This window comes from Vreelandella rituensis (genome assembly GCF_003336665.1).
Classification (GTDB): Bacteria; Pseudomonadota; Gammaproteobacteria; order Pseudomonadales; family Halomonadaceae; genus Vreelandella; species Vreelandella rituensis.
The window spans coordinates 54684-75766 of the sequence record NZ_QPIJ01000013.1 but is presented as its reverse complement, the minus strand read 5'-3'; the positions used below and the strand labels follow the sequence as shown (position 1 = coordinate 75766).

General features: G+C 54.7%; 19 protein-coding genes and 1 other RNA gene. 8 read left to right on the top strand and 12 right to left on the bottom strand.

Annotated elements, in window-relative coordinates; all coding sequences use genetic code 11:
- Positions 1–209: 209 nt before the first annotated feature.
- From gpmI to DU506_RS07910, 3 genes are all read left to right on the top strand, one after another.
- Positions 210–1775, top strand: a complete 1566-nt coding sequence (gene gpmI / locus DU506_RS07920) for a 2,3-bisphosphoglycerate-independent phosphoglycerate mutase (RefSeq protein ID WP_114486410.1) — start codon at positions 210–212, stop codon at positions 1773–1775.
- Between the two features lie 5 nt (positions 1776–1780).
- Positions 1781–2926: a murein hydrolase activator EnvC family protein gene (locus DU506_RS07915; RefSeq protein ID WP_235825480.1), complete on the top strand. Its 1146-nt coding sequence runs from the start codon at positions 1781–1783 to the stop codon at positions 2924–2926.
- A 130-nt stretch (positions 2927–3056) separates the two neighbouring features.
- Complete coding sequence (locus tag DU506_RS07910; protein ID WP_114486397.1) at positions 3057–4352, top strand: S41 family peptidase; 1296 nt, start codon at positions 3057–3059, stop codon at positions 4350–4352.
- A 22-nt stretch (positions 4353–4374) separates the two neighbouring features.
- Here DU506_RS07910 and DU506_RS07905 read toward each other — a convergent pair whose 3' ends face one another.
- The 4 genes from DU506_RS07905 to DU506_RS07890 are packed head-to-tail and all read right to left on the bottom strand — an operon-like array spanning position 4375 to position 8908.
- Positions 4375–5625: a UbiH/UbiF/VisC/COQ6 family ubiquinone biosynthesis hydroxylase gene (locus DU506_RS07905; protein WP_114486396.1), complete on the bottom strand. Its 1251-nt coding sequence runs from the start codon at positions 5623–5625 to the stop codon at positions 4375–4377.
- A gap of 56 nt (positions 5626–5681) precedes the next feature.
- Positions 5682–6902 carry a 2-octaprenyl-6-methoxyphenyl hydroxylase gene (ubiH, locus tag DU506_RS07900; protein WP_114486395.1) on the bottom strand — a complete coding sequence of 407 codons (1221 nt, stop codon included), beginning with the start codon at positions 6900–6902 and terminating at the stop codon, positions 5682–5684.
- Between the two features lie 57 nt (positions 6903–6959).
- Positions 6960–8309 (bottom strand): Xaa-Pro aminopeptidase, encoded by a 1350-nt coding sequence (pepP, locus tag DU506_RS07895; protein WP_114486394.1) that lies wholly within the window; start codon positions 8307–8309, stop codon positions 6960–6962.
- Between the two features lie 23 nt (positions 8310–8332).
- Complete coding sequence (locus DU506_RS07890; RefSeq protein ID WP_114486393.1) at positions 8333–8908, bottom strand: UPF0149 family protein; 576 nt, start codon at positions 8906–8908, stop codon at positions 8333–8335.
- A 162-nt stretch (positions 8909–9070) separates the two neighbouring features.
- Between DU506_RS07890 and DU506_RS07885 the strand changes: the two genes are divergently transcribed.
- From DU506_RS07885 to DU506_RS07875, 3 genes are all read left to right on the top strand, one after another.
- Complete coding sequence (locus DU506_RS07885) at positions 9071–9370, top strand: cell division protein ZapA (protein ID WP_114486392.1); 300 nt, start codon at positions 9071–9073, stop codon at positions 9368–9370.
- Between the two features lie 42 nt (positions 9371–9412).
- Positions 9413–9596: non-coding RNA, 6S RNA (gene ssrS, locus DU506_RS07880), on the top strand.
- A 1-nt stretch (position 9597) separates the two neighbouring features.
- Positions 9598–10242, top strand: coding sequence for a 5-formyltetrahydrofolate cyclo-ligase (locus tag DU506_RS07875; RefSeq protein WP_114486391.1), 645 nt, complete (start codon positions 9598–9600; stop codon positions 10240–10242).
- Between the two features lie 362 nt (positions 10243–10604).
- On the opposite strand, the gene ilvA is transcribed toward DU506_RS07875, so the two are convergent.
- A complete protein-coding gene (gene ilvA / locus DU506_RS07870) occupies positions 10605–12119 on the bottom strand; it encodes a threonine ammonia-lyase, biosynthetic (RefSeq protein WP_114486390.1) in 1515 nt (504 codons plus the stop codon).
- Between the two features lie 170 nt (positions 12120–12289).
- On the opposite strand from ilvA, the gene rpiA reads away from it, so the two are divergent.
- Positions 12290–12964 carry a ribose-5-phosphate isomerase RpiA gene (gene rpiA, locus DU506_RS07865; protein ID WP_114486389.1) on the top strand — a complete coding sequence of 225 codons (675 nt, stop codon included), beginning with the start codon at positions 12290–12292 and terminating at the stop codon, positions 12962–12964.
- On the opposite strand, the gene waaA is transcribed toward rpiA, so the two are convergent.
- Genes waaA through DU506_RS07850 form a run of 3 tightly spaced genes read right to left on the bottom strand, consistent with a single transcriptional unit; the run spans position 12961 to position 16812 of the window.
- Positions 12961–14280, bottom strand: coding sequence for a lipid IV(A) 3-deoxy-D-manno-octulosonic acid transferase (gene waaA, locus DU506_RS07860; RefSeq protein ID WP_114486388.1), 1320 nt, complete (start codon positions 14278–14280; stop codon positions 12961–12963). The genes rpiA and waaA overlap by 4 nt on opposite strands.
- Complete coding sequence (hldE, locus tag DU506_RS07855) at positions 14280–15710, bottom strand: bifunctional D-glycero-beta-D-manno-heptose-7-phosphate kinase/D-glycero-beta-D-manno-heptose 1-phosphate adenylyltransferase HldE (protein ID WP_114486387.1); 1431 nt, start codon at positions 15708–15710, stop codon at positions 14280–14282. The genes waaA and hldE overlap by 1 nt, the downstream gene beginning before the upstream one ends.
- The gene (locus DU506_RS07850) at positions 15700–16812 is read right to left on the bottom strand and encodes a glycosyltransferase family 9 protein (protein WP_114486386.1); all 1113 of its coding nucleotides are present in this window, start codon (positions 16810–16812) and stop codon (positions 15700–15702) included. Before DU506_RS07850 ends, hldE begins: the two co-directional genes overlap by 11 nt.
- Here DU506_RS07850 and DU506_RS07845 point away from each other — a divergent pair.
- Positions 16811–17527, top strand: a complete 717-nt coding sequence (locus tag DU506_RS07845; RefSeq protein WP_114486385.1) for a 3-deoxy-D-manno-octulosonic acid kinase — start codon at positions 16811–16813, stop codon at positions 17525–17527. The two genes, DU506_RS07850 and DU506_RS07845, sit on opposite strands and share 2 nt — an antisense overlap.
- Before the next feature lie 205 nt (positions 17528–17732).
- On the opposite strand, the gene DU506_RS07840 is transcribed toward DU506_RS07845, so the two are convergent.
- The 4 genes from DU506_RS07840 to DU506_RS07825 form a co-directional block, all read right to left on the bottom strand.
- The gene (locus tag DU506_RS07840; protein WP_181870714.1) at positions 17733–18323 is read right to left on the bottom strand and encodes a YrbL family protein; all 591 of its coding nucleotides are present in this window, start codon (positions 18321–18323) and stop codon (positions 17733–17735) included.
- A gap of 167 nt (positions 18324–18490) precedes the next feature.
- Entirely contained in the window at positions 18491–19078 is a 588-nt protein-coding gene (locus DU506_RS07835; RefSeq protein ID WP_147273740.1) for a YrbL family protein, read from the bottom strand.
- 72 nt (positions 19079–19150) lie between these two features.
- Positions 19151–20182 carry a glycosyltransferase family 4 protein gene (locus tag DU506_RS07830; protein WP_114486382.1) on the bottom strand — a complete coding sequence of 344 codons (1032 nt, stop codon included), beginning with the start codon at positions 20180–20182 and terminating at the stop codon, positions 19151–19153.
- 19 nt (positions 20183–20201) lie between these two features.
- Positions 20202–20984 (bottom strand): glycosyltransferase family 2 protein, encoded by a 783-nt coding sequence (locus tag DU506_RS07825; protein ID WP_114486381.1) that lies wholly within the window; start codon positions 20982–20984, stop codon positions 20202–20204.
- Between the last annotated feature and the right edge of the window lie 99 nt (positions 20985–21083).

Genomic DNA, 21083 nt, shown 5'->3' with positions numbered 1-21083 from the left:
ATCTCTTGGTCTATGCGGAAAAAAACGGCCGAGCCGAGGATGAAACGCGACAAGTATACACGCCACACCCTTTAGTGCGCAGGCATCTGCCATGACGCCCAAGGGCTGCCTGCGTTATGATGCCCCAAGCCGACGCCCGTCGCGACCTTGATCCGCTCAATAGCTCGTATCGCTTGCCAACCCCGACGTGCCAGAACAACGAGGTTTTCATGGACATTTCAGCAACTCCGCGCCCGGTGGCGTTGATTATTCTCGATGGCTACGGCCACAACCCGGACTCCGCTCATAATGCCGTGGCGGCGGCCCATACCCCGACCATGGATCAGCTGTGGGCGCAACGCCCCCATGCGCTGGTGCATACCGACGGGCGCCATGTCGGCCTGCCGGATGGCCAGATGGGCAATTCCGAGGTGGGCCACATGAACCTGGGGGCCGGGCGTATCGTCTACCAGGACTTCACCCGGATCACTAAGGCGGTTGAAGATGGCGAGCTGGATGCAAATACCACCCTGACCGCGCCCATAGACGCGGCAGTGGCCCAAGGGCGCGCCGTTCATCTTCTGGGCCTGCTTTCGCCCGGCGGCGTTCACAGCCACGAAGACCACTTTCTTGCCATGGCCGAGCTTGCCGCGCGCCGTGGGGCACAACGCATTTATTTCCAGGCCTTTCTCGATGGCCGTGATATGCCTCCGCAGAGCGCCCTGCCCTCGCTTGAGCGTGCCGATCGGCGCCTGGCCGAACTGGTCGGTGCGGAAAACGGCTTCGTCGCCTCCATCATCGGACGTTTTTACGCCCTGGATCGTGACAATCGCTGGGAACGGGTGGAGCAGGCCTACCGCTTGCTGACCGAAGGTGAAAGCGAGTATCAGGCAAGCAGCGCCGAAAGCGCCCTGGATGCCGCCTATGCCCGCAACGAAACCGATGAATTCGTTCACGCCACCAGCATTCGCCCCGATGGCCAGGCCGTTGTTATCGAAGACGGCGATGCGGCGATTTTCATGAACTTCCGGGCCGACCGTGCCCGAGAATTGACGCGCGCCTTTGTCGATCCTGACTTCAACGGCTTTGCGCGGCGTGTCCACCCCGCCCTGGCTGCCGACGGCCTGGTGATGCTGACCCAATACGCTGCCGATATCCCTGCGCCGGCCGCCTTTCCTCCTGCGGATCTGGCCGATACGCTGGGCGAAGTCATGGAAAATCGCGGCCTGACCCAGCTGCGCATCGCCGAAACCGAGAAATACGCCCATGTGACGTTTTTCTTCTCCGGGGGTCGTGAGACGGAGTTTGATGGAGAAACGCGCATCCTGGTGCCTTCCCCCCAGGACGTTAAAACCTACGACGAAAAACCCGAAATGAGCGCCGTCGAGGTCACCGACAAGCTGGTCGAAGCGATTGATAGCCAAGCCTTCGACCTGATCGTGTGCAACTACGCCAACGGCGACATGGTGGGTCACAGCGGCGACTTCGATGCAGCGGTCAAAGCGATTGAAACGGTGGATCAATGTGTTGCCCGTGTGGTGGAAGCCATTGAACGTGTCGGTGGCGCCTGCCTGATCACTGCCGATCACGGCAATGCCGAACAAATGGTCAACCCGGAAACCGGCGTTACTCAAACGTCTCACACCACCTTTGAAGTGCCGCTCATTTATGTTGGCAAGCGTTCGGCACACCTCGAAGACGGACGCCTATGCGACCTTGCTCCCACCTTGCTGACCCTGATGAACCAGCCTGTTCCCGCTGCCATGACGGGGAAACCGTTGATTCGCCTCGAGTGAGTTCCATGCGCAAACGCCACCTCGGGCACTTGGCGGTGTTGCTTCTGGCGCTGGGAATAGTCACCGGCGGGCATGCCAGCGTGGATGAAGAGGCGGCCCGCCAACAGCTCGATGCGGTCGGTGAACAGATCCAGGCGCTCTCCCGGCGCCTGGGCGACACCCGCGAAGCCCGCGACAAGGCCGGAAGCGAATTGCGTGACGTGGAAACCCAGCTGGCCGACACCCACCAACGCCTGGACCATCTTCAGGCGCAGCGTCGCCAGTTGAATGCCGAAACCGAGCAACTCAACGCCCACCGTGAAACTCTGGAAAACGAGCGTGACACCCAACAGCAGGCACTGGGCGCGCAGCTTGACGCTCTTTATCGTCTTGGCGCCACCCCTCAGCTGAAACTATTGCTCAACCAGGACGACCCGGCGGAGCTGGACCGCATGCAAGCCTATCTCAACCATCTGACCGAGGCTCGCGCACAGCGCTTGACCACTATCGCCCGACTCGACGCAGCCCTATTGGACACTCAACGCGAACTGGCCACCCGCAGCGAACGCCTGCACAAGCTCTCGGAGCAGCTGGAGACCCAAGGTGCCCAGCTAGCCCGGCAAACGGCTGAACGACGCCAGTTGCTTAGTGGCCTGGACGCCCGCTACGCCACGGAAGAAGCCCGCCTGGAAAGCCTCAACCAGGATCGCGACCAGGCTGAACGCACCCTGCGCGAAATACAGGCGGAGCTTGCACGCCTGGCACAACCAACGCCCAGCACCCAGATGGCGCGCACCCAAGGCGACTTGCCCTGGCCGGTGCAAGGCACGATCACCTCGCGCTTTCAAAATAGTGAGGGCGTGCATCATAACGGTATCGTGATACAAGCCAATGCCGGCACAGCGGTGACCGCCGTGCACACCGGCCGTGTGGTATTTGCCGACTGGATGCGTGGCTTCGGTAATTTACTGATCGTTGATCACGGCGACCAGATCATGACCCTGCATGCCCATCTGCAACATTTCAGTGTTCGTCCGGGTCAGAAGATTGCACGTGGTGATGAACTGGGCCGCGTGGGTGACAGCGGTGGCAGGTCCGAGGCGGCGCTGTATTTTGAAGTTCGCCAAGGGGGGGAGCCGATCAATCCCCAACGCTGGATCGCTAACCGTTAAGCGTGAAGCTACGCTTTCCTCTCACGCCACGGAAGGGATAAGCTGACAGCCATCCTGACTATCAAACCTTGACCACAAAAATCCTGACCATATAAAGCGCAGTGTACTGCCCCTGCCTTGCGGAGTTTGCATGACGCTAACTGTTAATCACCTTCCGGTTCCCGCCAAGCGCTTTTTGCTGAGCTTGCTTCCGGTTGTGCTGCTGGCGGCCCCGCTGCCCGGTATCGCCCAGCAAAGCCCCGCTATCGATGAGCTTCCGCTGGAAGACATTCAAACCTTTGCCGAAGTGTTCGAACGTATCAAGCGTGCCTACGTGGAAGAAGTCGATGACCGCACCTTATTGCGCAACGCCATGCGCGGCATGCTTAGCGAGCTCGATCCGCATTCCGCCTATCTCGATAGCGAGGAATATCAAAGCCTGCGTGAGTCAACGCAAGGGGAGTTTGGCGGCATCGGTATTGAAGTGGGCATGGAGAACGGTCAATTGACCGTGGTCACACCGATTGATGACACCCCGGCGTCACGTGCGGGGCTCCAACCACGCGACCTTATCATCAGTATCGAAGGTACCCCGACCGAAGGCATGTCACTGCAGGAGGCCGTCAACCTGATGCGCGGCGAGCCCGGCACCGATATAAAGCTGATGCTGTTACGCAGCGGTGACGACGCACCTCGTGAAGTGACCCTGACCCGTGAAATCGTGCGCACCGAAAGTGTCAAACACGACCTGCTCGAGCCGGGCTATGGTTACTTGCGCATCAGCCAGTTTCAGGCGCGCACCGCGCAACAGACCCAGGAAGCACTGGAAAGAATGTCACGCGACCACCCCCTCGAAGGACTGGTGCTGGATCTGCGCAACAACCCCGGCGGTGTGCTTCAGGCCGCGGTGGATGTGGCTGACATCTTTCTTGATGAAGGCTTGATCGTCTACACCGAAGGGCGGCTCTCCGATAGCCAGATGGAATTTTCCGCCACTCCCTCCACCCCTGCCGCCGATGTGCCACTGGTGATATTGATCAACAGCGGTAGCGCCTCGGCAGCGGAAATCGTCGCCGGCGCCTTGCAGGATCAGCGTCGTGGCGTGGTGATGGGTACCGACAGCTTCGGCAAGGGCTCGGTGCAACAAGTCATGCCCTTGGGTAACGGGGAAGGCCTGAAACTGACCACCGCGCTGTATTTCACGCCCAACGGGCGTTCGATTCAGGCCCAGGGCATCGAGCCCGATGTGGAAGTGGTGCGTGGCCGCCTGGAAGTCGCCGAATCTCGCCGTGAGATCCGCGAAACTGACCTGGAAGGCCACTTGCGTTCTCTCGAGGCGCCGCGCGATCGCCAAGAGGTCGCTCAGCGGCTACGCGACGATTACCAGCTGGGAGAAGCATTGAACCTGCTCAAGGCGCTTAATGTCGTCGACCGACGCCGACGTTAAGGCCTTATACCGGTGAGCCGGTTCAGCGACAGCTGGCCGGCAACTGCCCGCGTTCGCCGGTTGCCTGGCGCATTAACAACCGTTTGATCAGAGAAACCCGATTAACACTGTTCAAGCCCAGATTTCGCATTAGGGTAACCGCCGGATGGCGCGCACCGAATAACTGCTTGAACCCCATCATCAGCGCCAACATGCTGGTGTTATCCCAGCGCCGCCGACGCTCGTAACGCGCGAGAATACGGGAATCTCCCCAGGGGGCGCCCCGCCGCCAGGCAGTGACCACTTCTTCCGCCAATACGGCAGCGTCCATAAACCCCAGGTTCACCCCTTGTCCGGCCAGTGGATGGATACTGTGGGCGGCATCGCCGACCAGGGCCAGGCCGTCCAGGACGTAATGGTGGGCATGCCGCTGTATCAGTGGAAAACAGCGGGCGTCATCACAGACCTGAACCTCACCTGAGTGCTCACCAAATGCCGCGCTCAAGGCATCACCGAGCTCTGCGCGCGACATCGCACATAATGCTTCGGCATGCTCGGCTGAGGTCGACCATACGATGGAGCAATAATGCTCGTCACCGTCGACCGTCAAGGGCAAGAAAGCCAGCGGCGAACCGGCCAGGAATGCCTGGCGTGCGTTACCCCCATGCGGCTCGGCACAGCGTACGGTGGTCACCACGGCCTGCTGGCCGGTATCTTCTTGACTCACACTGATGCCTGCCATGTGGCGCAAAGAGGAATGCGCGCCATCCGCCGCCACTATCAAGGGTGCCTCCAGCTCACGACCATCGTCCAGCACCAGCCGGCGCGCCCCGGCGGGAGAAGAATGTAATGCGCTCACTTTGGCGGCGTAATACAGGCGGGCCTGGGAGTGCTGCGCAAGCCGGGTTTCCAGTGACGCCTGGGTGACATCGTTCTCGACAATATGCCCTAGCACCGTGACTCCGGCTTGCTCGGCAGAAAATTTCACTTCCCCGCTACCCTCCGCATCCCATACCTGCATATAGCGATAGGGTGTCACGCGCTTGGCCTGCATCAATGGCCATGCACCTAGATGGGTCAACAATCGCTGCGATACCGGCGTCAAGGCACTTACCCGCGGAGTAGGCAACCCCGTGCCCACATTTTCAAGCTTCAAAGGGGCCTGCCTGGCTTCCACCATGGCCACCTGCATGCCGGCCTCCGCTAGCAGAGCGGTCAGGGCTGCGCCCACCATGCCTCCACCCACCACGATGACATCAAAGTACGCGGCCTCGGCATTAGCTTCTTCGGTCATAACCACTCCCTTGTTTGATGGCGTTCATCTCAAAACCGAACTGGGTATTCATGCACTTAACGCTCCAGCCCCATAGCGCGCCGTGCCAGGCTTTTGCGCAAGGGACCGAGCAGATTCAGCCCGACCAGCCCGGCGGCCCGGGCGTGAGACAGCAAGGGATGATTGACACCGAACAGGCGCACCAACCCATCACTGAAACGTATCACGTTGTGGCGATCGTGGGCGCGGCGCTGCTCGAAATCCAGCAGTGTTTCCATCGACCCAAGCCGATGGCCGTGCTGCTTTCCTGCCTCCAGCGCCTCGACCAGATCCATGACCCCGCGCAAGGCCAGATTGAAGCCTTGCCCTGCCACTGGATGCAGCGCATGGGCGGCATTGCCCAATACGGCCAACCCCGGACGTACCGTTTCCTGGGCCGTTACCAACGAGAGGGGGTAGGCATGGCGGCTGCCCACACGGGTAAAACGCCCGGCACGATCACCGAAAGCCTGCTGCAACTGCTCCAGGAAAGCACCGTCGGAAAGCGCCATACGGCTTTTTTCTCTCCCATGTTGATGGGTCCACACCAGCTCCATAGCCTGCCCCGGGAGCGGCAACAAGGCAATCGGCCCGTCCTGAGTGAAACGCTCGTAGGCTATTCCTTGATGGGGCTTGCTTACCGCCACATTGGTTATCAGCGCCGTCTGGTCATAGGGCACCTTCTCGCTACTGATTCCCAATTGCTCTTTCAGCCCGGAGCGCCCGCCATCAGCCAGTACGGTCAAGGCAGGGGTTAACTCGCTGCCATCAGACAGACGTAACCGATGCCCTCCCGCCTCGGAGGTAATCGTTTCCACGCGAGCCGGACAATGCCATTCCAGAGGTAGTTCCGCCAACCGCCGATGCAATACCTGTCCCATCCAGGCATTGGGAATCACGTGCCCCAGCGCTTTTACGCCCAGCTCATCGGCGCTCAATCGCGTAGCCCCCATGCGGCCACGCTCACTGATATGTATGCGGGCAATCGTGGCCGCCTGCTCGGCCATCGCAGGCCACAACCCCAGTTGGCGAAAGCGCTGTGCCGACCCCTCGGCAATCGCACTGGCGCGCGCATCGAAACTCGGCTGCCAGCTTATCTCGGAAACTTTCGGCAAGGCGGTGGCTTCGATGACCGCCACACGCCAATTATAGCGTTCGACCAATGGTGCCAGCGCACAGCCCAGGCTGGCACCCACCAGACCGCCGCCAATAATCGCAATATCCACAGGGGATGAAGACGCCTTTACAGGGTTATTCATGGCTACCGGGCACCTCATTTCGTAACGTACATTACATAATGATGAAAAAGACCATTATTAAACTGGTTGTTTTTTAGCCATTAGTGCTTCGATATCAGCAAGCTGCTTGGGCACGCCAGCGGTCAATACCTCATGGCTTTCGGCCGTTACCAGCACATCGTCTTCGATACGGATACCAATGCCACGCAACTCCAGCGGAATGTCCTCGTCAGCCGGTATATAAAGCCCTGGCTCGACAGTCAGTACCATGCCGGGAGCCAAGGGGCGGGGCGTTTCAGGGTCCAGGCGAGTCATTCCCACGTCATGCACATCCAGTCCCAGCCAATGCGAGGTCGAATGCAGGTAAAAACGCCGATAATGTTGCTCATCGATACATGCCTGGATATCGCCTTGCAAAAGCCCCAGGGCGACCAACCCTTCCGTCAGGTCACGCACCACCCCCGCATGAATATCCACCAGGGTGGCACCGGGGCGTACCGCCGCTACAGCATTTTCCTGTGCCTTGAGCACCACCTGATACAGCGCACGCTGCGCATCACTGAAACGGCCGTTGACTGGAAAGGTACGGGTAATATCACCAGCATATAGATCGAATTCCGCACCGGCATCGATCAGCACCAGATCGCCGTCATTGAGGGGCGCGCTATTTTCAATGTAGTGAAGCACGCAAGCATTGGCGCCACCGCCCACAATCGTGCTGTAAGCCGGGCCGCTGCCGCCTTGCCAGACAAACTCATGCTCCAACTCCGCCTGAAGGTGGTATTCGAAAAGCCCTGGCCGTGCCCCTTGCATGACCCGTTGATGGGCCCGCGCGGAAATGGCGGCGGCATGACGCATCAGGGCAAGCTCGGCGTCGCTCTTGATCAGACGCTGCTCATGGATAAAAGGCGCTACATCGATAAAGCCTTGTACGCCCAAGCCTCCCCGCCGCTGGCGGGCTAGCGCTTGCTGGAAGGTCTCCTCGGCCAATTCCAGTGCAGAGGTATCGTCCAGAGGCAAGTAAAGCAATTCCCGCCCCTCGAAAAGCCCCGGCAAGCAGTCGTCACGCTCGGCATTCTCGAAGGCTTGATCGACCCCATGGGTTGCCACTGCGCCTTCCGCGCCCAGGCGAAGGCCATTCCAGGCCTCCATCGTCGGATCACGGTCCTGGCAGAACACTACGCTTTCGCCTTCAGTGCGTCCTGGCAACAACACCAACAACGCCTCCGGCTCTACGCAACCGGTCAAGTAATAAAAATCACTGTTCTGACGAAACGGATAATCACTATCGCGAGAGCGTGTCGCCAAGCAGGCGCCAGGCACCAACACGGCTGCCTTGGGAGGCAAGCGTGCCATCAGTGTTTCGCGGCGGCTGCGATATTCCGCGGAGGAAATGGGGGCCGGGCGTGGCAAAATCTCGGGAAGCATGGGTACTCCTGGGAAAGGGGGAATCAATGGACGGGAGCATCGACCTGTTCGACCTGCGGCTTGCCGGGATGCTGTTCGGTATAAAGCAACATCGCGGCCATGCGCGCATGTTCCGTCAAGGCAAAAAGGTCGTTTTCATTTTCTGGGCTGTCATCGATATCGGTTTCGATCTGCTCCAGGCCATGCAGGTCGGCCAACACCTCTTTAAGGGTATCCGACCACTGCTTGCGCTGAGCTTCGTCGGCCTCCTCCACCAGTTCCAGAAAGCCCTGCGCCCACTCCTTGAGCCCGGTGGCTTGCTCAGCCAGTGAATACAGTTCATCCGGCAGGATCGGTTCGTAATTCATCTCACTGGCGGCCAACGCCTCCAACGTTTGCCGCCGCCAACCCAGCAGTCGCTCGGCGCTGGCCGGATCACGCGGTTGCTCGATACCCAGCCCCAGGCAGACTTCTTCCAACCAGGCTTGGGGGGTGACCTCATGCAGCGCCAGCAGCGCGCACAGGCGTCCGTCAAGGAATGCCGGCGATTGCATGCTGCCATGCAACAAGAAGACATCGGCGATGTCAGAAAAATCCTGACGCTCGTTGAGCAGGGACATAACAAAACTCCGTTGAATTAGCTGGTCGAACCGACGTATCGCGTTGACCGCCCGCAAGCGGCTCTCTTATAGTGAGCGTGGATACATCCATCACTTGAACATCCATCACTTGATGTGATGTTAACGCATCGGGCCACTCACTGGCCCGCGCTGGAGCCTTTCATGAGCGACGCCAAGCGGCCGACAACCGAAATCACCCTACTCGGGCGCCATTACAAGATTGCCTGCGACCCCGGCGAGGAAGCCAAGCTCGAACGTGCCGCTCGCTATCTTGACCGCGCCATGCACGGCATTCATGGCCAAGGCAATGTTCTCGGCAACGAGCGCATTGCGGTGATGGCCGCCCTCAATATTACCCATGAATTACTTGAAACCCTGGATGAGCGGCGTGCCGGGGAAGTCACCATCACTCGCTTGAACGAGCGTCTCGAGAAAGCATTGCCCGATTCAAAAGGTAATTGATACGGGTCTTTGGCATTACGCCAGCCTCTGTTAGGATGAAGAGGTTCCCTGGGGTGTTTGCCAGTCGTTTATCGTCCTTGAGCCTATGCGCAATACCCAGGGGGCCAATTGCTAGCCAAGCCCGTGTGCATGTCCGTGCTACGGAAAGCCTGACGGCTTGGCTGCGGCCACCCACCTTGAACCAATGGGTTCAGGGCCAGAATGACAGCGGCACTCTGGGGAACACCATGCCACCTTCCGCCGACATCGCTCTTTCCACCCCCTTGCCCATCTCCTCCCCGATCGATAAACCTTCGCTACGCCGTGAATTACGCCGACGCAGGCGCACGCTCTCGCGTCGTCAACAACGTGATGCCTCACGACGACTCTGCCAACGACTAAAGAAATTGCCGGAAGTACGCCGTGCCCGACGCATCAGCCTGTATTTGCCGGTCGGAGGAGAAATTGATCCTACACCACTTATCGGTTGGCTACGCCGACGCAACGTAAGCGTCTACCTGCCGGTTTTACGTCCGTTTGCCGATAATCATTTGTGGCTAGTCGAATACCGACCCGATACGCCGATGATAAAAAATCGCTTCGGCATTCTTGAGCCTGCGCCCCGTTACAGCGCCCAGCGCCACAACCGCCTGCCTGCCTGGGGGCTGGATGTAATGATCGTTCCGCTAGTCGGGTTTGACGCCCAAGGTAATCGCATGGGGATGGGGGGCGGATTCTATGATCGCACCCTGGCCTTCACGCGAAGGCGTGGGCCGCGTCCTTGGTTGGTCGGCGTAGCACACAGCTGTCAGGAGGTGACACATTTGCCGCCCGAGCCTTGGGATATTTCTCTGCAGGCCATTGTCAGTGACCGGCGAATCATACGGTCTTGAGGATAATTCGAATAAAAAATGCGGGTCAGCCACCCGATAACGCCTGGGCGTATCCAGTGACCAACACACCCAAGGCGAATACCATCATCAAAGCCATTACCAGGTCAGGCTTTCTACGCCGCATGTTTCTTCTCCAATGGTTTGCGATGATAACGGCACCGGCTTCCGGCGCCGTCAAAATAGAGGTTTACTTAAAGTAAAAGCATTAGCGTGGCTTTGCCGATAGTCGCTCGACTATAGGGCCACAAGTGGCCCTATGACAACTGTTGTCAGCGTTATTTTACTACCCTGCGCCGCGATTGAATCATTCAGGGAACCCTTTCAGTGCCTACTCCCAAGAGCGAGTGATTACTTACTTTTTTTCACGCCATGAACAGTCGGTAGGCTGGGTTATCACTTTCCTTCCAGTAACGATAACCAATGGTATCCAGATAGTCTTCTACATGCACCCGGTCACCGTTGGGCACCTGCATTCCCACCAGGACGCGGCCGTAGGCCGCTCCATGGTTACGATAATGGAACAGGGAGATATTCCAGTTATGGGGAAGCCGAGTCAGGAAATTCATCAAGGCACCTGGGCGCTCGGGAAACTCGAAGCGATAAAGCTCTTCGGTAAATTCCTCGCAAGGACGCCCGCCGGCAAGATGACGGATATGCAGCTTGGCCAGTTCATTGTCGGTCAGGTCCTCGACGTCGTAGCCGGCTTCTCGCAGCTTGGACAACACCGCCTGGCGATCCTCACCGCCAGGCTTTACCTGGATACCCACAAAAATATGCGCTTCGTCAGTGTCTGCATATCGGTAGCTGAATTCAGTCACCATACGTTTGCCTAGAGTACGGCAGAATTTCTTGAAACTGCCCGGCTTTTCGGCAATGGTCACTGCCAGAATGGCTTCGCGCTGTTCGCCAAGCTCGGTACGTTCAGCAATATGCTGCAAACGATCGAAATTGGTATTGGCACCCGAGTTAATGCATACCAGCGTTTGCCCTTTTACCCCGGTTTGCTGAACGTATTTCTTGAGGCCCGCCAAGGACAAGGCACCCGAGGTTTCCGAAACCGCCCGGGTGTCCTCGAAGATATCCTTGACCGCCGCACAGATTTCATCAGTAGTGACGGTGATCACGCCATCAATCAGGTCACGCATGATCGAAAATGGAATTTCCCCGATCTGTGCCACCGCGACGCCTTCAGCGAAGACGCCGACCTGGTCCAGCACCACCCGTTCACCGGCGTCCATTGCCGCCTTGAGACAAGCGCTGTCCTCGGCTTCCACACCGATCACCTTGATGTCCGGGCGCAGGTATTTCACGTACGCCGCCACACCGGCAATGAGACCACCACCGCCCACCGGGACGAAGATCGCATCCAAGGGGCCACTATGCTGACGCAAGATTTCCATGGCCACGGTGCCTTGGCCGGCGATTACATCGATATCGTCAAAGGGGGGAATGTAGGTGTACCCATGTTCCTTGATAAGCTCCTGAGCATGCTCTGCCGCTTCGGCAAAAGCATCGCCCTTGAGAATCACTTTCGCTCCCCGGGCACGTACCGCAGCCACCTTGATATCCGGGGTGATCCGCGGCATCACAATGACTGCTTTTACCCCCATCAACTTGGCCGCCATGGCCAGACCTTGGGCATGATTTCCGGCGGATGCCGCGATCACACCCTTGGCCTTTTGCTCCTCGCTGAGCTGCGCCATCTTGTTGTAGGCGCCGCGAATCTTGAACGAGTACACTGGTTGCAGATCTTCGCGTTTAATCAGAATCTGGTTATCGAAGCGACGCGACAAAAAGGGGGCTGGTGACATCGGGGTTTCCCAAGCGGCTTCATACACCCGTGACTGGAGAATTTTCTTGACGGTAGCTTCGAGCATTCTGTTATCCCAAAAACTTGGCAAAGCGCCATGTCGGCGCGAATAAAGCCCTTATTCGTAGCAGATCGCTAGCCGTGGCGTCCAGCACTCATCCTCGGCAGGCTCACATTTGAGCGATATAATGGTCAGCGTTACCACTATCTTTCCCGACCTTGCAAAGGCAGTCCCTCATGACCCAAGACGAACTCAAATCCGCCGTCGCCGACGCCGCTCTCCGTGAAATCGAACCCTGGCTGGATAAAGACACGGTGTTAGGGATCGGTACGGGCTCCACGGCCAACCTGTTTATCGACCGACTGGCAAAGCACAAAGGCGACTTCAAGGGTGCCGTGGCCAGCTCCAAAGCCAGTGCCGAACGCCTGGAACGCCATGGCATCGAAGTGTTTCCGCTCAATAGTGTGGGCACCGTGCCTTTTTACATCGACGGTGCCGACGAAGTAACCGCTCGCTTGCATATGATCAAGGGTGGCGGTGCCGCCCTCACTCAGGAAAAGGTTGTAGCCGCCTGCGCCGAACGCTTCATCTGCATCGCCGACGGCTCCAAGTACGTCGCTCAACTGGGCGCATTTCCGCTGCCGATTGAAGTGATTCCCATGGCGCGCTCCTATGTGGCCCGCGAATTGGTCAAGCTGGGCGCGGATCCGGTTTATCGCGAAGGCGTGATCACCGATAACGGTAACCAGATCATCGATTGTTTTGATTTCATGATCGAAGACCCTCTCGCCATGGAAGTCCAGCTCAACAATATCGTGGGAGTGGTAACCAACGGCTTGTTTGCCGCTCGGGGCGCCGATGTGCTGCTGCTGGGCAAGGAGGACGGCGTGGAGCGTACAGCGCTGCGCTAAGTCGGCTCACTTGAGCCAAGAGGCGAAACCGTCGCTGGCAACAACCTCTCAAGCCCATCGAGCGTGCGCTGCAGCGCCCCTTGATGGGCTTTCACCACGTTTTGTGCAGCGTCACCCTGCTGTTGACGTAGCGCTGGCTGACAAGCCAACTGATAAAGTGCCTCGCTGAGCGACTGGCTGTTCTCGACGCGGGTCAAGGCGCCAGCCTGATGCAACAGCGGGGCGACATCCTCGAAATTCTCCCATGAGGGCCCGCTAATCACCGGTAGGCCCAAGGCTGCCGGTTCTAGCACATTATGCCCGCCCAACGGCACCAAGCTACCGCCGACAAACGCCATGTCGCCCGCCGCGTAAAGCATGGCAAGCTCGCCCAACGTATCGCCGAGATACACCGCCGTATACGGCTGCACGGCTTGATTTCGTCTGCGTCTCACCGTGGCCAGCCCAAAGCTCTCACATAATCTGGCGACGTCCTCGAAGCGTTGGGGATGGCGCGGCACGAGGATCAGCAATGCCTCGGGCAGCTTTTGGCGTAATTGCCGATGGGCTTCCAGCAGCAATTTTTCTTCGCCATCACGGGTTGACCCGGCCACCCACACAGGCCGTTTTCCGAAACTGTGACGTAAGTGCTCACCTTCTTTTAGCGCCTTATCCTGAGAGGGCATATCGAATTTCAGCGACCCTATCACCGCGGTTTTATCCCGGGTCATGCCCAGTGCTTGAAAGCGCTCGGCATCCGCCTCGGACTTGGCCGCCAACCAGGTGACTTGCTGCAAAGCGGCGTTCAATAACGGCCGAATGCGCTGATAGCGGCTAAAAGCACCGGGCGATAACCGCCCATTCACGACGGCTAGCGGTACCTTGCGGCGATGACAGGCGTCAAGAAGGTTAGGCCAAAGTTCCGTTTCGAACATCAGCGCCAGCACCGGGCGAACGCGGCGTACAAATCGTCGGGCGACACCGGGAAAGTCCAGGGGCAAGAACCCGTGGACAAGGCGCGAACTCCCTTTTTCAGCCATGAGCGCCTGGGCCTGCTGGGCACCGGTCGCCGTCATGGTGGTGAGTAGCACCGTGTGGACGGGATAGCGCGCCAGGAGCGCCTCAAGCAACGGCCTGGCCGCACGAACTTCACCTACCGAGGCACAATGCAGCCAGATCACAGGTGCATCGGCGGGTAAGTCAGGAGAGAAACCCAATCGTTCCCAGCGTGAGTTAGTGGGTACTTGCTCTCGATGTATTCGCCACCAGATAAGGGGGGAAAGCGCATAGAGCGCGGCACTGTAAAGATAGCGTGGAAGCTTTTTCGAGAATCCCATCAGCGCTCACGATCAACGATCGTCGCGATCATGGCCGTGGTGGAAACGCCGTCTTCGAACCCCAGCACCTTGACCTCGCCGCCATTGGCCCGCACGGCGGTACCGCCGGCGATGTCATCGGGATGATAGTCCCCGCCCTTCACCAGGACGTCAGGCAATACCACCTCAATCAGCGCTTGCGGTGTGTCCTCGGCAAACGGCACCACCCAGTCGACGGCGCCCAAGCCTGCCAATACCTGCATGCGCCTAGCCAGCGGATTGATTGGCCGCTGAGGCCCTTTCAGGCGTGCGATCGAGGCATCGTCATTGACCGCCACGATCAGTCGCTCGCCTAACCGCTTGGCCTGCTCGAGATAGGCCACGTGTCCGGCGTGCAGAATATCGAAGCAGCCATTGGTCATCACCACGCGCTCACCACGAGCCTGGGCGGCGCGTACCGCTTCCACCAGCAGCGTTGGGTCTATCACGCCGAATTCGGCCAGTTTGTCACCGTGCAAGGCGGTATACAGCTCGGCAACCGAGAGCGTGGCGGTGCCCGGCTTGGCCACGACCAAGCCCGCTGCCAGATTGGCCAGCATCATCGCTTCAGGCAGGCCATGCCCCGCCGCCAATGCCAGCCCCAGCACCCCGATTACCGTATCGCCGGCACCGGTGACATCGAACACTTCCTGGGCACGGGTGGGCAAGTGCAAGGGGGCGTGCCCTTCACGAATCAAGGTCATGCCCTTTTCACTGCGAGTGATCAGCAACGCTTCCAGTGCGAGTTCCGCACGCAGGGCTTCACCCCGCTGGGCAAGCTCTGCATCCGTACGGCAAGGCCCGGCAATGGCTTCGAATTCTGCCAGATTGGGCGTTATCACACTGGCGCCACGGTAACGTGAAAAATCCCGGCCTTTGGGGTCGACCAAGACACGCTTGCCATGGGCACGTGCCAAGTCGATCAAACGCTCGATCTGATCAAGGGTTCCCTTGCCATAATCGGAAAGTACCACCACGTCACAGGCGGGCAGGGCTCGTTCCACCGATACCAGCAACTCATCGGTATTCACCGCTTCAAGGGGGTCTTCGAAATCCAGGCGCAGTAACTGCTGGTTGCGACTCATCACCCGCAGCTTGGTAATGGTCGGCACCTCGCTGCTGTGCTGAAAGTAAGTATTTACTTCGGCGGATACTAGCCGTTCTTGCAATAGCCGAGCATTTTCATCGCAGCCGACCACACCGGCCAAAGCAGCATGCCCACCCAATGCCGCTACGTTCAATGCCACGTTGGCGGCGCCACCGGGGCGGTCCTCAGCGTTTTCCACTCGCACCACCGGTACCGGCGCCTCGGGAGAAATACGCGAAGTGCCACCATGCCAATAGCGATCCAGCATGACGTCACCGACGATCAGTACCCGAGCTTGCTCGAAGGCGGTGAGATCAACTTTCATGGGCGCTTCCTGTCTCGGATGAATGATCGGGTGGTTGCGGCACGCTATCGGCCAAAAGACTATCCAGCTTGGCGATCACATGCTCGGCACTAATGAGCTCCATGGCATCGGGATGACGTACACGTTGTCCCCAACTCACTTCTTCAACCCTTTTGTGCAAGTAGGCACGCACCGCATCCGGGTAGGCATTGACGACAAAGTCACGCCATAAATAGGGGCCGGTGCGGTTCGGGTCATTTGAAGCGTATAACCCTAGGGTGGGAGTCCTCATGGCATTCGCCATATGCACGGGGCCTGTATCAGGTGCAATGACGGCGCGCGCTTGGTCAATAAGTGCTAATACACCTTTAAGCGACGTGCCGCCGATCGCATTAATCACACTACCTGGCTGACACAGGGCTTCAATTTGATCGCCCATCTCACGCTCTCGAGGGTTTCCACCTCCGGTTAACACACTTTTGAGGCCGTGATGTATCCAGGCGTGTTCCACCACGCTAGCGTACCCTTCCACAGACCAATTACGTTTATTGCCAATTCGCGCACTGCTGCAGGGATTGATCACAAGATAAGGAGCTTCGCCACTCAGTGACAAGGCCTCTTCATAGGCAATGCCGGGCACCGGCATGTTCCACTCCAGGGTGTCATCTTCCACTCCCAGCAGCCGAGCGAAATCCATGAACGACTCCAGCACATGGGCACGGGGATGCGGAGCCAGCTGGTACTGAGTGAACCAATGCTGGGCATCCTTGGCACGCGCCTTGTCGTAACCGATACGCACCTCGGCTTTCAGGCCCAGCGACAGGATGCTTGCGCGAATGGCTTGCTGCATATGCAGCAACACATCGAAACGCGTCGCGGAAAGCTCCCGCCACAGCGCCCGCATGCCGGCAAGCCCTGTCGCCTTGTCGTAAACGATGAACTCGACCCCGGAAAGCCCGGCCAGTAAACTGTATTCTCCCTTGCCGATGATCCAGGTGATGCGTGCATTCGGCCATTGGCGCTGCAAGGCACGCACCGTCGGCACCAGATTGCACACATCGCCCAGCGCGGAAAGGCGAAGAATGGCGATATGTTCGGGATTAACAGGCAAAGGGGACTTCATGCGCTTGGCGACACTCCTGCAGGGAAAGAGTCTCATTTTACATGAGGTGGACAGTTTATGTGACGCCGGCCTTTCCCACCAAATCGGTAGCGCCTGGTTCGAGCCTGATCACTGGCGTCGCCAAGGCAAGGTGGTAGGAGAAGCACCGGGCCGAGGTTCGAGTCTTTTTCTGGATGCAGGCAATGCTCAGTGGGTACTTAGGCCCTACCGCCGTGGCGGCTTGATCGCCAGGCTCAGCGCTTCTCGCTACCTCTGGACAGGCCTTGAAAAAACGCGCGCCTTTCGCGAACTGCGTCTTACCGCTGAGCTTTTCGAGCGAGGCCTGCCAGTACCCAGGCCGGTTGCCGCAAGTGTGACGCGCCATGGTCTCACCTATGAAGCCGCGCTGATCACCGTGCGCATCCCCGGCGCCCGCGCCCTGGCGGACCGTTTGCTGGAGGGCAGCGCCGATAGCGCCTTACTCAGGCAGGTGGGAGAAACAGTCCGACGTTTTCACGAGGCGGGCCTGGACCATGTCGACCTTAATGCCCGCAACCTGCTCGTGGATGACCAAGATCAGGTATGGTTGATTGACCTGGATCGCTGTCGGTTGCGCCGACCGGGTAAATGGCAGGAGTCTAACCTGGGCAGGCTTGAGAGATCTGTGAAGAAATTTACCGCCCCCTCGCTCATGCAGATGATTCATCAGGGATATTACAATAATGGGGGTAACTGACCCGATTTTTCAAAATATTTACGCATAACCAGTAGCCCTATCAGCCTCTCACGCTTCTCATCCATGAATTGCGCTACATAAGCGTTGGCGTGGCCAATGATTCGCTTGGCTTCTTCGGGGTGGTCTCGATAATAAGTAATCTTTGCATGGCAATAGACTTAAATGGCTTACAATACGGCCATTATCGAAAAACACAAGGAATTAATCAGCTCTTCTTTAGCCTTTCTAAACGTATCACAAACCTTTTCCAGTGACGTTTTATTTTTTTTCTGCCTATTATTTTAAAATCTGACGATAACTTCAAAAACCCCCTATCTCCTATTCCATCGACAATCCAAAGAAATACTTCATCATTACCCCCACATTGGTACAAAACATTTTTTTCTTTAAGATCACAAACAATAATATTATTTTTTATCAAGTAATTTTTAAGCGTTGACAGTCCACTTTCTAAGCTCTCATCAACGCCTTTATCTAAAACATAATCTTCTAAATTTTTAGCTGGATTACCATTTGAATCCATAACAAAATCAAAAACCAAACCTGTACCTTTGTTAGTCTCGACCCACCCATAGCATTTAGGCATATGAAAAAAACTCTTTCTATTTCGAGCCAAATAATCATAGTAGTCTGCCTCTTTCTCATTTTGCTTTTTATTTCTATCTCTTCCATGCGAAATTTTTACACAAAAAGATTTACCTTTAAACTTATATAAATAGCAATCCCTTTCCGAGCCTGACGAAAACAAAGAATCTTCGTTCAACTCCAATTTATTGTTAAGATAAAAATCATTCATCTCTATATCGAACATCCAATAATTATTAAAAATACCCGCTCTTTACTATAAAATACTTCTAAGTAGCCGCTATTATTTACAATAACTCAACCGACTTTAATTAATTAAAATTAAATACCATTAAACATAAAAAATATTTAATTTTACTATATTCTTTATTCATTAAATTAGCCTCTATCAAACCATATCTTTATTTTTTTTTCAAATCGGAAAAATTGTTTCTTAGTTTTTCTACGTGCGTAGAAAGAAAAAATAATATATAAAATATTTTTTATGCTTACCCCTTCTCTCCCCCCAATCCCATCAATAAGAACAAATTTGCAACCTGATGCTTCTTTTCTTACCATAATATTATTCTCATTCGGCTCAGTTACTGCAATACTATATCCTAAACAGTGCTTCTTGAGCTCTTCGGCCATTTCCAATACAGTTTCGCAAGACAACTTTTCATACTCTTCTTTTATAAATTTTTTTAAAGTCAAAGAATCTGAGCCATCTTCGTCTACCACCTTATCAAAGACAACGCCATAGCCAATATTTGTTGAAACCCATCCATAACATTTAACCAAACAAGGCACTTCATATTTTTTGAAACTCAATGATCTTAAATAAAACCACTCAATCAAATTTTCTTCCCAGCCATCTCTCCTCTTTTTAACCTTTATACATTTCCTAAAATCATTAGGATGCTGAAAACAAAACCTTTTATTACCTTCCGCGAGCAGCATCTCTTTTTCAAGATAAAAATATTCCACAAGCTAAAACCTCATAAAATAAAATTTATTTTGAATGCCGCACACTCAAAATATTACACCTTGATTATAATTTTAAACTAAAACCGACAAGTAAACATCATAATATTTTTTAGCGGCAACTTCAGCACTGTAATGCTTTAAAATTACCCTAGCTTCTTTCTTTAATTTATTTCGCATAGATAAGGAAAAATATAATTTTTCCAACTCATTAATTAGAGAGCTAACATTTTCTTTATCAAAGAGAAGTCCTGTTTCCCCATGTTTCACTATGTCTGGAATTCCGCCTACATTCGATGCAATGATGGGGACTCCTGCATCCATAACATCGAGCAAAACAGACCCCAGTCCTTCATTACGCGAAGGAAAGGCAAACACATCCAGTCCAGCCAAATAATCACCGATATTTTCTTTGAAACCCATCCATGTAACATTTTTTTGATCAACTGACTCCTTTTGAAGAATAGCGGCATCTTTTCCTTCACCAAAAAAAACAAAATGAATGTCCGGATACTCTGTTTCTACTAACCGAGCTGCTTCCAATAAAATTCGCTGGCCTTTTGTTCTATCTACCAACGCTCCGGCATGACCAACCAAGAATTTACCAGAAAATTCATTTCTAAAAGACTGACTAATTTTTTTTGAAAAACTGAAACCTGAATAAGCATCAGCAATTAAATCTACCTCCCCCCACTTCCGAGCACTAAGCCCCTTCTTAATGGAATAGGAAATAGCAACTCGTCGTGCAGCGTGACAATAACACCATTGATTGCTTGCTTTTTTGCGCACCGGTGAGTTCACCCTCCGGGTTATTATATAGGGTGTTCTCTTGGTAAAATAATGCCAACAAGCCCAATGCACACCTTTTGCATCATGCGCATGTACAATATCAGCATCTTTTATCAAGGAGTGGCCTGACAATTGATGATTCGCCTTAATAAACTCTAGTCCAATCACCTCTGCTAGAAGCTTACGCAAAGGAGAATCTTTTCGACATACCAATATCTGTTGTAATTCATTATAATTGGAAAGTGCCTTAATCAATAAGGCAGTCTGCCGTTCGCCACCTCCAAAACCTTTTGCCAAATTCACATGGACTAGTTTCAAATTTTTCTCCTTTCAAAAACTACCATATTTTATTAAAATCTTCTTTTTCACGCACAAAAGAGTCGCGATAATACTCAAGAAGTTTGGCATATTTTAAATAACTACTAATTGCAGCACTTATTGAAACCGTCATCCCATCTACTCCCTCCAGAAAGCCACGTTGTAAAAAGTATTTTTTTAAAAAAGCGCTACTTCCATGAAGAAACGGAGAAAAAGCATTTACCTTCTTTCCTTTTTTATACAAAATTTTTGCTGCTCGCCCACTAAAATTCCTTCCAGGCTTGGCAAATAATTCACCTATATTTGAGAATGAATAATGGATCAAGTCGGCATCAAGAAATTTTACTTTATCCGTCTCAATGCTAGAGTGCTGCTCTACTTTCTTAAACTGGCATTTATCTTTGTTATAAAGACGCACACAAAAATCTGGATACCACCCACATTGACGAATCCATCTGGAACCAATCATGTTTCGGCGACGAAAAGCATAAGCATTGAAAGAAGCATTTTCAAAATCTATTTCGTTTACGCTTTTTACCGCCTCCGGCGTTAACCTTTCATCGGCATCAATGCTTAAGATCCATTTATTTTTTACATATTCATTAGCAATATTCTTTTGAAAACCATCGCCTAAATATTTTTGAAAAACTACCTTTGCACCCTTTGATTCAGCTATCTCCACGGTTTTATCAACACTCCCCGAGTCCACCACGATAACTTCATCACATACCTGAAGTACAGAATCTATACATGGGCCAATGTTTGATTCTTCATTCAATGTTATAATATTGGCACTAATCATTTTAAAAACCTAGCTTTATCAGTTTTGTACTTAAATATCTGTAAAAATAATTTCACTCTACGACTCATCCGTTAGTATAATTTACGATCCCATTAAATT

Bases quoted from the DNA above. Each gene is read 5' to 3' on its own strand.
- hldE (WP_114486387.1), bottom strand. From the start codon at position 15,710: ATGAAAGTTGATCTCACCGCCTTCGAGCAAGCTCGGGTACTGATCGTC.
- pepP (WP_114486394.1), bottom strand. From the start codon at position 8,309: ATGCTTCCCGAGATTTTGCCACGCCCGGCCCCCATTTCCTCCGCGGAA.
- DU506_RS07875 (WP_114486391.1), top strand. From the start codon at position 9,598: ATGCCACCTTCCGCCGACATCGCTCTTTCCACCCCCTTGCCCATCTCC.
- DU506_RS07850 (WP_114486386.1), bottom strand. From the start codon at position 16,812: ATGAAGTCCCCTTTGCCTGTTAATCCCGAACATATCGCCATTCTTCGC.
- DU506_RS07840 (WP_181870714.1), bottom strand. From the start codon at position 18,323: ATGAATGATTTTTATCTTAACAATAAATTGGAGTTGAACGAAGATTCT.
- DU506_RS07845 (WP_114486385.1), top strand. From the start codon at position 16,811: ATGCGCTTGGCGACACTCCTGCAGGGAAAGAGTCTCATTTTACATGAG.
- gpmI (WP_114486410.1), top strand. From the start codon at position 210: ATGGACATTTCAGCAACTCCGCGCCCGGTGGCGTTGATTATTCTCGAT.
- ubiH (WP_114486395.1), bottom strand. From the start codon at position 6,902: ATGAATAACCCTGTAAAGGCGTCTTCATCCCCTGTGGATATTGCGATT.
- DU506_RS07910 (WP_114486397.1), top strand. From the start codon at position 3,057: ATGACGCTAACTGTTAATCACCTTCCGGTTCCCGCCAAGCGCTTTTTG.
- ilvA (WP_114486390.1), bottom strand. From the start codon at position 12,119: ATGCTCGAAGCTACCGTCAAGAAAATTCTCCAGTCACGGGTGTATGAA.
- DU506_RS07905 (WP_114486396.1), bottom strand. From the start codon at position 5,625: ATGACCGAAGAAGCTAATGCCGAGGCCGCGTACTTTGATGTCATCGTG.
- DU506_RS07890 (WP_114486393.1), bottom strand. From the start codon at position 8,908: ATGTCCCTGCTCAACGAGCGTCAGGATTTTTCTGACATCGCCGATGTC.
- DU506_RS07885 (WP_114486392.1), top strand. From the start codon at position 9,071: ATGAGCGACGCCAAGCGGCCGACAACCGAAATCACCCTACTCGGGCGC.
- DU506_RS07825 (WP_114486381.1), bottom strand. From the start codon at position 20,984: ATGATTAGTGCCAATATTATAACATTGAATGAAGAATCAAACATTGGC.
- rpiA (WP_114486389.1), top strand. From the start codon at position 12,290: ATGACCCAAGACGAACTCAAATCCGCCGTCGCCGACGCCGCTCTCCGT.
- DU506_RS07915 (WP_235825480.1), top strand. From the start codon at position 1,781: ATGCGCAAACGCCACCTCGGGCACTTGGCGGTGTTGCTTCTGGCGCTG.
- waaA (WP_114486388.1), bottom strand. From the start codon at position 14,280: ATGGGATTCTCGAAAAAGCTTCCACGCTATCTTTACAGTGCCGCGCTC.